We start from the raw sequence: 11,289 nt of genomic DNA, 5'->3' as shown, positions 1-11,289 counted from the left end.
GGCTGCCGCGGGGCGGCGGCGCCTGCGGACGGACGGGGACAGGTACGGGTACGGACACAGGCGCGGGCGCGGGTGCAAGACGTACGGATCGAGTCGCTCGCCCCGACGGAGAGGCCCACCGTCGCACCGTCATCACCCGGTCCCGCCCGACCGTCGCTGCGGCGGCCGGACGTCCTCGCCATCGTGTCGCTGCCGCTGCTGGCCGCGTACCTGACCCGCGACGAAGCCACGACCCCCGACGGCTTCGTGATCGAGGCCCATGGCGCGGGCGGCCACAGCGCTCCGCCCCGCGGCGCGCTGCGGCTCGACGCGGCGGGCGAACCCGTCTACGGGCCGCGCGATCACCCCGACCTCGCGAAGATGGCGGCGATCGGCATCCCCTTCTGGCTCGCGGGGGGGCGCCGCCCACCCGGCACGGCTCGCGGCGGCGCGCGCCCTGGGCGCGGCAGGTGTGCAGGTCGGCAGCGCGTTCGCGCTGTGCGAGGAGTCGGGGTTGCAGCCCGGTCTGCGCGACGCGCTGAGGACGCGGGCCCGCGCCGGGACGCTGAAGGTGCGCAACGATCCGATGGCGTCCCCGACCGGCTTCCCCTTCAAGGTCGCCGAGTTGGCGGGCACACTGTCCGACCCCGCAGTCCGGACAGCCCGCCGCGACGTGTGCGACCTCGGCTACCTCCGTGTCCCCTACCGCACCGCCAAGGGGGCGATCGGCTACCGCTGCCCCGCCGAACCGGCGGCCGCCTACCGCCGCAAGGGCGGCTCGGCCACCGACACCGAGGGCCGCCTCTGTCTGTGCAACGGACTCCTGGCCACCGTCGGACTCGGTCAGCGCCACCCCTCCGGACGCGACGAACCGCCGGTCGTCACCCTGGGCCAGGACCTCGACTTCCTGACGGAGCTGAGCCCGGACGGCGGGCCCTACCGGGCGGTCGAGGTGCTGGAGTGGCTGACCGGCCGGGGGCCGATTTCGCAGGTGGTCCCGCCTTCGGCAGGATGGGGGCCATGACCGAGATCCGCACCCCCCGCCTCATTCTGCGTCGCTGGCACGACGACGACCTCGCGCCCATGGCGGAGATCAACGCGGACCCGAGGGTCATGCGGTGGGTCGAGGGCGGCCCCGTGCACGACCTGGACGACACGGCGGAGGCCATCGAGCACTGGGAGGAGGAGTGGGACGACGAGGGCTTCGGGCTCTTCGCCGTCGAGCTCCTCGCCTCCGGCGAGCTCGCCGGGTTCACGGGCCTCTCCGTCCCCGAGTTCCTGCCCGAGGTGCTGCCTGCCGTCGCGATCAGCTGGCGGCTCGGCGCCCAGTTCTGGGGCCAGGGTTACGCCTCGGAAGCCGCGCAGGCCACCTTGGAGTTCGCCCTCCAGGACCGCGGTCTCGACCGCGTCATCAGCATCGACCGGATCGGCAACCAGGCCTCCGCCAACGTCGTCCGGAAGCTCGGCATGGTCCCGGACCGCGAAACCACCCACCCGGTGTCCGGCCACCCGCTGCGCGTCCACGCCATCGACCTCACGGAGTACGAGGCCTGAGCCTCCCGGGGCACCTCGCCGATCAGGGCATGTCCCGTAGGGGGTGAGTGCGGAACGCGAGGCACCGGTCCAGCCGACCGCGCAGCCGTACGGAAGCGCCACGAAGAGCCCCGAGCTGCCGCACTACTGACCTGGTCGTTGACCTGGGCTTTCCCGGGCCCGCGCTGAACAGGCGGACCACGTGCACGCCGCATAGATTTGAATCATGGATCTGCCGGTGATGCCGCCCGTGAAGCCCATGCTCGCCAAGCCCGTGAAGAAGATCCCGCCGGGCATGCAGTACGAGGCGAAATGGGACGGGTTCCGTGCGATCGTCTTCCGCGACGGCGACGACATCGAGCTCGGCAGTCGCACCGGCAAGCCCCTGACCCGGTACTTCCCCGAGCTGGTGGCCGCCCTGCGCGAACGGCTGCCGAAGCGGTGCGTGCTGGACGGCGAGATCGTGATCGCCGAGGACGGGCGCCTCGACTTCGACGCGCTCACGGAGCGTATCCACCCCGCCGCGTCCCGCGTGGCGACGCTCGCCGAGCGCACCCCCGCCTCGTTCGTCGCGTTCGACCTCCTCGCCCTCGCGGACGAGGCGCTGCTCGACACACCCCTTGCCGACCGCCGCGCCCTGCTGGTGAAGGCGCTGTCCGGCGTCACGGCGCCCGTTCACCTGGCACCGGCGACCACGGACCCCGACGTGGCGCAGGTGTGGTTCGAGCAGTTCGAGGGCGCGGGCCTGGACGGTGTCATCGCCAAACCGCTCGACCTGCGCTACCGCCAGAACGAACGCCTCATGTTCAAGATCAAGCACGAGCGCACGGCGGACTGCGTGGTCGCGGGCTACCGCCTCCACAAGAGCGGTCCCGTCATCGGCTCGCTGCTGCTCGGGCTGTACGACGACGGGGGCGCCCTGCAGCACGTGGGCGTGTGCGCGGCGTTCTCGATGAAGCGCCGCGCCGAGCTCGTCGAGGAGCTGGAGCCGCTGCGCATGGAGTCCGCGGCCGGTCACCCGTGGGCGTCCTGGACGGACGGGGCGGCGCACGAGACGGCCCGCATGCCCGGCGCCCCGAGCCGCTGGTCGGGCAAGAAGGACCTGTCCTGGGTACCGCTGCGCCCGAAGCGGGTCTGCGAGGTGGCGTACGACCACATGGAGAACGGGCGGCGCTTCCGCCACACGGCCGCCTTCCGCAGATGGCGCACGGACCGGAGCCCGGAGAGCTGCACGTACGCCCAGCTGGAGCAGCCGGTGCGACACGCTCTCGACGACGTCCTGGGTTCGACGGACTGACCCCGCCGGATCGGCCGCCCGACTGACCGACGGCCCGCCCGACTGACCGACGGGCCTCACGACACGGACCGGCCGAGCAGGCACTGCACCGCCACGCACCACTCCGATCACGCCAATGTTCGATTCCGCTCCCACGTATCTTCCGCCCCTGTGGGCGTGACCGTATGCTCCTCCGCCTGACACGTCAGTTACCGACGGTAAGGGGGGCGGGGCATGGGGCACAGTCGTGCCGAGGGAAGCACGCGACGGGGATTCGTCGCGGGGGCCGCGGCGGTGGGCGGAGCGGCCGCGCTGGGAGTGGGAGCGGGGGCGCCGCCCGCCGCGGCGGCCGCGCCCGGCGCCGCGGAAGCGCCACGGGGCAAGCCGTCGGTGGCGGTCCTCGGCGGCGGTGTCGCCGGGCTCACCGCGGCCCACGAGCTGGTGGAGCGCGGCTTCGCGGTCACCGTCTACGAACGCAGGGCACTCGGCGGCAAGGCCCGCAGCATGGACGTGCCGAACAGCGCGAAGGGCAACCGCAAGCCACTGCCCGGCGAGCACGGCTTCCGCTTCATCCCGGGCATTTATCACAACCTCCCCGACACGATGCGCCGCATTCCCTTCCCCGGGAACCCGAACGGCGTGTGGGACAACCTGATCGCGCCCCGCGAGATGTCGTTCGCGCGCACCGGCCGCGAGGACATCCGGCTGCCGATCCCGTGGCCGGGCCACGACCCGGAGAAACTCACCCTCGACGACATCAAGCGGGCCCTCGCCGCGCTGGTCGACACCGCGGCCAACCTGCCGGCCCACGAGGCCGCGTACTTCGTGAACCGCGCCCTCGTCTTCTTCACCAGCTGCGACGAACGCCGCAACGACGACTGGGAGTCGACGCCCTGGTGGGAGTTCACCCGCGCCGAGCGGATGTCGAAGGACTACCAGCGCATCCTCGTCATCGGCGTGACCCGCAACATCGTGGCGACCAAGGCGGAGGAGGCCAGCACCCGCACCGTCGGCACGCTCGGCGAGGCCTTCGTCCTCAACGCGCTCGGCCAGGGCGCGGACGGCCCGCCCGACCGCATCCTGAACGCGCCGACGAACGAGGCGTGGATCGACCCGTGGGTCACCCACCTCACGTCGCTCGGCGTGGAGTTCCGCATCGGCTGGACCGTGCGCGAGCTGGCGTTCGGCGACGGCCGCATCACCAAGACCGTCATCGAGGACCCCGACGGCGTACGCCGTGACATCACCGCCGACCACTACGTCCAGGCCATGCCCGTGGAGCACGCGCGCCGGACGTGGAGCGCCGCGCTCAAGGCGGCCGACCCCCAACTGGCGCGCTGCGACAAGCTGGAGACGGACTGGATGACGGGCATCCAGTTCTATCTGACGGAACGCCCGCCCGTCGTGAAGGGCCACTTCAACCTCATCGACTCGCCCTGGTCCCTGACCGGCATCGCCCAGGCCGGGCACTGGCCGGAGCGGGACTTCCCCGCCGACTACGGCGACGGCGTCGCGGTCGAGTGCCTTTCGGTGGACATCTCCGAATGGGACAAGCCGGGGATCCTGTACGGCAAGACGGCCAAGCAGTGCACCCGCGAGGAGGTCGCCAAGGAGGTGTGGGCGCAGCTCAAGGCCGCCCTCAACGACACCGGCAAGACGGTCCTCAGCGACAGCAAGCTGCACTCGTGGTTCCTCGACCCGGGCGTCGACGGGCTCGGCACGCCGAACCCGACCAACGAGGACCAGCTCCTCATCCACCCCGTGGGCACCTTCCACAACCGCCCGTCGGCCGCCACGAAGATCCCGAACCTCTTCCTCTCGGGCGACTACGTCTCCGTGGACATCGACCTCGCGACGATGGAGGGCGCCAACGCGTCGGCCCGCCAGGCCGTCAACGCCCTGCTGAAGCAGGTGGGTTCGACGCATGCGCCGTGCACGGTGACGCCGCTGTACCGCGTCCCCGAGGTCGAGGCCCTCAAGCGCCACGACCGCACCCGCTACCGGCTGGGGCTGCGCAACGCGCTCGATCTGGGCTGAGGGGATGCGGTTCCGGCCGTGTTCGGGGTAGGACTTCCGCATGAGACGGCGGACGCGGACACGTACCGGGACCGGGGCGGCGGTGGCGCTCGTGCTCGCCGCCCTGGTGTCCGGCTGCACGATCGAGCCCGTCGACGGAAAGCAGCCGTCGACGGGGAAGGGCGGCGACGTGCTCGCCGTGAAGGTCGACAACGTCGCCCCGGCACGGCCGCAGACCGGCCTGGACGCCGCGGACGTCGTCTACGTGGAGCAGGTGGAGGCGGGTCTCAGCCGTCTGATGGCGGTCTATGCGTCCCGCCTGCCACCCGTCGTCGGCCCCGTGCGCAGCGCGCGCGAGACGGATCTCGAACTGCTGCGGCAGTTCGACCGCCCCGCGCTCGCGTTCTCCGGGGCGCAGTCCAAGCTGCTTCCACTGATCGCCGACGCGCCCGTGCGGGCGCTGCCGCCCGGCAAGGCGCCCGGCAGCGCCTACTACCGGGGCGGCGGAAAGCCCGCGCCGCACAACCTCTTCGTACGTCCGAACGCCCTGAAGGCGGATCCGCGCGCGGGTGCCCTGGCCGACGCGGGGTTCCGGTTCGGCCCACGGCCGGAGGGCGGCACACCGCGGACGACCAGGACGGTCCGCTTCCCCTCGGCACGCTTCACCTTCGACTGGGTGGAGTACGAGGGGCGTTGGCGCATCGCGATGGACGGCGAGCGGGCGCGGACGTCGAGCGGCAAGGAGCTGAGCGCCTCGACGGTCGTCGTGCAGTACGTGAAGGTGCGGCCGTCCCGCTTCCACGACCGCTCGGGCAACGTTTCGCCGTTCACCGAGACGGTCGGCCAGGGCTCCGCGAGCGTCCTGCGGGACGGGCGTGCCTACAAGGCACGGTGGAAGCGGCCGTCGGCCGAGAGCGGCACGGAGTTCTCGACGGCCGACGGACGGCAACTGCCGTTCGCGAAGGGGCAGGTGTGGGTCGTGTACGCGAAGGCGTGAGCGCCGTCAGTCCGTGCCGGGCCCGACGGCCGGTACCACGGGGTCGCGCAGTTGCTCCGCCGCGTCCGCGACCCGCCTGATCAGGTCGAGGAAGACGGACTGCTCCCCCTCGGAGAGCGGGGCGAGGAGCACCTGGTTCATCCGGGCGGTCCGCATGGTCAGCTTGCGGTGCGTGCGCAGGCCCTCGTCGGTGACGCGGAGCAGACAGCGCCTGCCGTCCCGCGGGTCGCGCACCTTGGCGAGCAGCTCCCGGCGGATGAGCCGGGCGACGACCTCGGCGATGGTGGACCGGTCCAGGCCCACCCGCTCCCCCACCGTGCGCTGGTCGAGGCCCGGTTCGGCGACGAGAGCGTTGAGGACGGCGTACTGCGGCGAGGTGATCTCCTCGGACACCATCGTGTTCCACAGCAGGTGATGCGCCTGCTGCAGCCGTCGGGCGAGATGCCCGGGATGGGTGGCGAGGTCCACGGCCCTCATAGGATCCCTCCGCTCCTTCGTCTCCTCGACTCCTCCGACGTTTCCGTCGGTGCACTGAACATTACCTGCCGGGCCCGCTCAACTGACCACCCCTTGCACGGCAGTTGGCATCACCCTATCCTCGCCGGAATGGTCAGTGCCCTGATCAATGGAGGACGGAGAGGGAGGCCGCTCGGATGGACAAGGTGGTGGCCACGGCTGCCGAAGCGGTGGCCGACGTCCGTGACGGCGCCTCTATCGCGGTCGGCGGATTCGGACTGAGCGGCGTGCCGAACGAACTGATCCGCGCACTCCACGCGTCCGGCGCGGCGGAGCTGCGCGTCGTGTCCAACAACTGCGGGGCGATGGACTCGGGCCTCGCGCTGCTCCTGGCGGCGGGCAGGATCGCCCACGTCACCGGCTCCTACATCGGCTCCAACCAGGAGTTCGCGCGGCAGTACCTCAGCGGCGAGCTGGAGGTGGAGATGATCCCGCAGGGCACGCTCGCCGAGCGGCTGCGGGCGGGCGGCGCGGGCATCCCCGCGTTCTACACCCCGGCCGGAGTGGGCACCCAGGTCGCCGAGGGCGGGATCCCCCTGCGCCACGACGGGCACGGCGGGGTCGCGCTCGCGTCCCCGGCCAAGGAGGTGCGGGAGTTCGACGGCACGCCGTACGTCCTGGAGCGCGGCATCCGCACCGACTACGCGCTGGTGCGCGCGGCCAAGGGCGACCGGCACGGCAACCTCGTCTTCAGCAGATCCGCCCGCAACTTCAACCCGCTCGCCGCGATGGCCGGACGCGTGACCGTCGCGGAGGTCGAGGAGCTCGTGGAGCCCGGCGCCATCGACCCGGACGCGGTGCACCTGCCGGGCATCTTCGTACGCCGGGTGGTGGCACTCACCCCCGAGCAGGCGGCGGACAAGCTGATCGAGAAGCGGACGGTGCGCGGCTGATGGCCTGGACCCGTGAGGAGATGGCCGCCCGCGCCGCGCGCGAACTACGCGACGGCCAGTACGTGAACCTCGGCATCGGTCTGCCCACGCTGATCCCCGACCACCTGCCGCCGGGCGTGGAAGTCGTCCTGGAGTCGGAGAACGGCATTCTCGGCGTGGGTCCCTGGCCCGCCGAGGCGGAGGCCGACCCCGACCTGATCAACGCGGGCAAGGAGACCGTGACCGTGCTGCCCGGCGCCTCCTTCTTCGACTCGGCGCTCTCCTTCGGGATGATCCGCGGCGGCCACATCGACGTGGCCGTGCTGGGCGCGATGCAGGTCTCCGCGCGCGGGGACCTCGCCAACTGGGCGGTCCCGGGCAAGCTGATCACCGGGATCGGCGGGGCGATGGATCTCGTGCACGGCGCCCGCACCGTCATCGTCGTCATGACGCACACCGCGAAGGACGGCTCGGCGAAGATCCTCGACGAGTGCGCGCTGCCGCTGACCGGCAAGGGCTGCGTCGACCGGATCATCACCGACCTCGGCGTCCTGGAGGTGACGGGGCGCGGTCTCGAACTGGTCGAGGCGGCGCCTGGCGTCACCGTCGAGGAGATCGTCGCGAAGACGGCGGCCGAGGTCCACGTCCCGGACGGCTGTCCGTCGTGAGCGCGCCTCGCCGGTGACATCGCACTTCTCCGACACCGCTACTACGTCGTACGGAGCCACAAGAGATGACCCTCACCACTGCCGGAGCGGGCGCCGAGCACCACCCGCCCCGCGACCATCCGCCGTACCGCAGCAGTCGGCTGCGCCACCCCAAGCGGCCACTGGTCCCGCTGCGCGACCCGGAGGCGGTGGAGCTGAGCGGCCCCGCGTTCGGCGTCACCGACGTGGCCGCCCTGGACAGCGACCTGACGCGGCAGCATCCGGGCGAGCCGCTGGGCGAGCGCATCACCGTGAGCGGCCGGGTCGTCGACCGCCGGGGGCGGCCCGTGCGCGGCCAGCTCGTCGAGCTCTGGCAGGCCAACGCCTCGGGCCGCTACGCGCACCAGCTGGACCGGCACCCGGCACCGCTCGACCCCAACTTCACGGGCTTCGGCCGCTGTCTGACCGACGACGGCGGCGCGTACTCCTTCACGACCATCAAGCCGGGCGCCTATCCCTGGCACAACCACACCAACGCCTGGCGCCCCGCCCACCTGCACTTCTCGCTCTTCGGCACGGCGTTCGCCCAGCGTCTGGTGACGCAGATGTACTTCCCGGGCGACCCGCTCTTCCCGTACGACCCGATCCTGCGCTCGGTGAGCGACGAGTCGGCGCGGCAGCGCCTCGTCTGTGCCTACGACCACGACCTGTCCGTCCCCGAGTGGTCGCTCGGCCACCGCTGGGACATCGTCCTGGACGGCCCGTCCGCGACGTTCTTCCAGGAGGGCGACGCCCGCTGATGCCCGCTCCCACGCCCTCCCAGACCGTCGGCCCCTTCTACGGCTACGCGCTGCCCTTCCCGCGCGGCGGCGACGTGGCGCCCGCCGGACACCCCGACACCATCACCCTGCACGGATACGTGTTCGACGGCGAGGGGCAGCCCGTGCCCGACGCCCTGATCGAGACCTGGCAGCCCGGGCCCGACGGCTCGCGCGCGGGCGTCCCCGGCTCGCTGCGGCGCGACCCCGCCACGGGTCGGGCCCTGGGGCGGGACGGCGTCGCGTTCACCGGGTTCGGCCGGGTCGCCACCGACGCCGACGGGCACTGGGCCGTGCGGACGCTGCCGCCGGGCGGTGTCTCGTACGTCTCGCTCGCCGTCTTCGCACGCGGTCTGCTGCACCATCTGTACACACGGGCGTACTTGGTGGACGAGCCCGGTGACGCGCTGCTCGGCTCCCTGGACGCGGCAGGGCGGGCCACCCTGGTCGCCCGCGGCGAGGCGCCCCGGACGTACCGCTTCGACATCCACCTCCAGGGGGCCGACGAGACGGTCTTCCTCGAGTTCCCGCAGGGGCCCGCATGAGCGGCCTGTTCTCGCCGGGCTCCGTCGGTTCGCCGGTGGCCGCCGCCACCTCCGACCTGGCCTTCCTCGAAGCCCTGCTGACCGCCGAGGCCGCGCTGACCAGCGCCCGGGCCGAGGTGGGGCTGACGCCCCGGGGCGCGGCGGCCGCGGTGCGGGAAGCGGCCGCGGACGTCGGCCGGTTCGACGCGCGGGACATCACCCTCCGCGCGCGGGAGAGCGGAAACCCGGTGATCCCGCTGGTGGCGGCGCTGGCAGCGGCGGTGCCCGCCGAGGCGGCGCCGCACGTGCACCGGGGCGCGACGAGCCAGGACATCCTGGACACGGCACTGATGCTGCTGTCCGCGCGGGCACTGGAACTGATCCGCACGGAGCTGGCCCGCGCGGAGCGCGCGCTGGCCGGTCTCGCCTCCGCGCACCGGGACACGGCGATGCCGGGCCGCACCCTCACCCAGCACGCGGTGCCGACGACGTTCGGCCTGAAGGCCGCGGGGTGGCGCTCCCTGATCCTCGACGCGCGGGACCGCCTCACCCGGGTCCGCACGAGCCTGCCGGCCCAATTGGGCGGCGCGGCAGGCACCTTGGCCGCGTTTCGGGCGGACGGGGAGTGCGGTCACGGAGGCGAGGCGCTCACCTCGGCCTTCGCCCGTGAGCTCGCGCTGCACGCGCCCGAACTGCCCTGGCACACCCTTCGTACGCCCGTCGCCGATCTCGCCTCCGCCCTCGCGCTCACCACGGGCGCCCTCGGCAAGGTGGCGGCCGACGTGCTCACCCTGTCCCGCACCGAGATCGCGGAACTCTCCGAGGGCGCGGGCGGGGGCTCGTCCGCGATGCCGCACAAGGCCAACCCCGTACGCGCCACGCTCGTCGCCGCGGCCGCCCGCCGCGCGCCCGGCCTCGCGGCCACCCTCCTCGGCTCGCTCGTCGCCGAGGACGAGCGCCCCGCGGGCGCCTGGCACGCCGAGTGGGAGCCGCTGCGGGACCTGCTGCGGCTGGCCGGTGGCGCGGCCCGGGACGGCGCGGAGCTCGTCGAGGGGCTGCGCGTCCACCCGGCGGCGATGCGCGGACACCTCCGCCTCACCGGCGGGTCGATCGTCTCGGAGCGGGTGGCCGCCGAGCTCGCGCCCGTGCTCGGCAGGGTCGCCGCGCAGGAGCTGCTGACCGGGGCCGCGGGGCGGGCCCGCGCCGAAGGGCGCACGCTGGCGGACGTCCTCGCCGAGGAACCCGCCCTTCAGGACCTCGACCTCGCCGCGCTCACCGACCCCGCCCACTACACCGGTTACGCCGGTGACCTCATCGACCGTGCCCTGGAGCGACGTTGACCATCGAACCGGACGGCAGGCTGCCGCACCACACCGTCGAGGGCACAGACACCGCGCCCCCGCTCCTCCTCGGGCCGTCCCTGGGCACCTCCACCGCCCTCTGGGACGCGGTCGCACCCGAACTGTCCAGGTCCCACCGCATCGTGCGCTGGGACCTGCCGGGCCATGGCGGCTCCCCCGCGGACCTCATCGGCCCCGGCGCGACGGTCGCCGACCTCGCCGCGCTCGTCCTCGCGCTCGCCGACTCGCTCGGCATCGACCGATTCTCGTACGCCGGTGTCTCGCTCGGCGGCGCCGTGGGGCTGCATCTCGCGGCCCGGCACCCCGAGCGGGTGGAGCGGCTCGCCGTGATCTGCTCATCGGCGCATTTCGGCGGGGACGGGCCGTGGCGCGAACGGGCCGCGCTGGCGCGCCGCGAGGGTCTGGCCGGGCTGGCTGATGCCGCCCCCGGGCGCTGGTTCACGCCCGGGTTCACGGTGCCCCGCCTCGTGGCGGACCTCCGGTCGGCCGACCCCGGCGCGTACGCCGCGTGCTGCGAGGCCCTGGCCGCGTACGACATGCGGGGCGCGCTCACGACGATCGTGACGCCCACACTGGTCATCGCCGGTCGCGAGGATCCGGCGACACCGCCCACCCACGCCCGGGAGATCGCCGAAGCGGTGCCGCACGCCTCCCTGCTGGAGCTCGCGGACGCCTCGCACCTGGCAGCGGCGGAGCGCCCCGAGGCGGTGGCACAGGCCCTGCGCACCCACTTCGCGGGCGCGGCGCAGA

General features: G+C 73.1%; 11 protein-coding genes and 1 pseudogene. 11 read left to right on the top strand and 1 reads right to left on the bottom strand.

The genetic code is table 11. The features are described from left to right. The first annotated feature begins 451 nt into the window (after positions 1-451). The 5 genes from AOK03_RS31335 (at position 452) to AOK03_RS31315 (ending at position 5,801) form a co-directional block, all read left to right on the top strand. Entirely contained in the window at positions 452-1,003 is a 552-nt protein-coding gene (locus AOK03_RS31335) for a hypothetical protein (protein WP_157869125.1), read from the top strand. Further along, positions 1,000-1,533, top strand: a complete 534-nt coding sequence (locus AOK03_RS31330) for a GNAT family N-acetyltransferase (RefSeq protein ID WP_055568747.1) — start codon at positions 1,000-1,002, stop codon at positions 1,531-1,533. Before AOK03_RS31335 ends, AOK03_RS31330 begins: the two co-directional genes overlap by 4 nt. 205 nt (positions 1,534-1,738) lie before the next feature. After that, complete coding sequence (locus AOK03_RS31325) at positions 1,739-2,809, top strand: ATP-dependent DNA ligase (protein WP_055568746.1); 1,071 nt, start codon at positions 1,739-1,741, stop codon at positions 2,807-2,809. 213 nt (positions 2,810-3,022) lie between these two features. Next, on the top strand, positions 3,023-4,825 hold the full coding sequence (locus tag AOK03_RS31320) for a hydroxysqualene dehydroxylase (RefSeq protein ID WP_055568745.1): 1,803 nt from the start codon (positions 3,023-3,025) through the stop codon (positions 4,823-4,825). A 40-nt stretch (positions 4,826-4,865) separates the two neighbouring features. Next, positions 4,866-5,801: a DUF3048 domain-containing protein gene (locus AOK03_RS31315; RefSeq protein ID WP_055568744.1), complete on the top strand. Its 936-nt coding sequence runs from the start codon at positions 4,866-4,868 to the stop codon at positions 5,799-5,801. Between the two features lie 6 nt (positions 5,802-5,807). Here AOK03_RS31315 and AOK03_RS31310 read toward each other — a convergent pair whose 3' ends face one another. After that, positions 5,808-6,278: a MarR family winged helix-turn-helix transcriptional regulator gene (locus tag AOK03_RS31310; protein WP_055568743.1), complete on the bottom strand. Its 471-nt coding sequence runs from the start codon at positions 6,276-6,278 to the stop codon at positions 5,808-5,810. 176 nt (positions 6,279-6,454) lie between these two features. Between AOK03_RS31310 and AOK03_RS31305 the strand changes: the two genes are divergently transcribed. The 6 genes and pseudogenes from AOK03_RS31305 to pcaD form a co-directional block, all read left to right on the top strand. Continuing rightward, complete coding sequence (locus AOK03_RS31305) at positions 6,455-7,210, top strand: CoA transferase subunit A (RefSeq protein ID WP_055568742.1); 756 nt, start codon at positions 6,455-6,457, stop codon at positions 7,208-7,210. After that, a complete protein-coding gene (locus AOK03_RS31300) occupies positions 7,210-7,857 on the top strand; it encodes a CoA transferase subunit B (protein ID WP_055568741.1) in 648 nt (215 codons plus the stop codon). The genes AOK03_RS31305 and AOK03_RS31300 overlap by 1 nt, the downstream gene beginning before the upstream one ends. A gap of 65 nt (positions 7,858-7,922) precedes the next feature. Further along, positions 7,923-8,636, top strand: coding sequence for a protocatechuate 3,4-dioxygenase subunit beta (gene pcaH / locus AOK03_RS31295; protein WP_055568740.1), 714 nt, complete (start codon positions 7,923-7,925; stop codon positions 8,634-8,636). Continuing rightward, positions 8,636-9,199, top strand: a complete 564-nt coding sequence (pcaG, locus tag AOK03_RS31290) for a protocatechuate 3,4-dioxygenase subunit alpha (protein ID WP_055568739.1) — start codon at positions 8,636-8,638, stop codon at positions 9,197-9,199. The genes pcaH and pcaG overlap by 1 nt, the downstream gene beginning before the upstream one ends. Continuing rightward, positions 9,196-10,518, top strand: coding sequence for a 3-carboxy-cis,cis-muconate cycloisomerase (pcaB, locus tag AOK03_RS31285; RefSeq protein ID WP_055568738.1), 1,323 nt, complete (start codon positions 9,196-9,198; stop codon positions 10,516-10,518). The genes pcaG and pcaB overlap by 4 nt, the downstream gene beginning before the upstream one ends. After that, positions 10,515-11,288: pseudogene (gene pcaD / locus AOK03_RS31280) on the top strand (3-oxoadipate enol-lactonase); the annotation flags it as partial. The gene pcaB and the pseudogene pcaD, both read left to right, overlap by 4 nt. Between the last annotated feature and the right edge of the window lies 1 nt (position 11,289).

This window comes from Streptomyces atriruber (assembly GCF_001418325.1).
Taxonomy (GTDB): Bacteria; Actinomycetota; Actinomycetes; order Streptomycetales; family Streptomycetaceae; genus Streptomyces; species Streptomyces atriruber.
The sequence above is the reverse complement of the archived record's forward strand: the minus strand, read 5'-3'. Positions and strand labels throughout refer to the sequence as shown.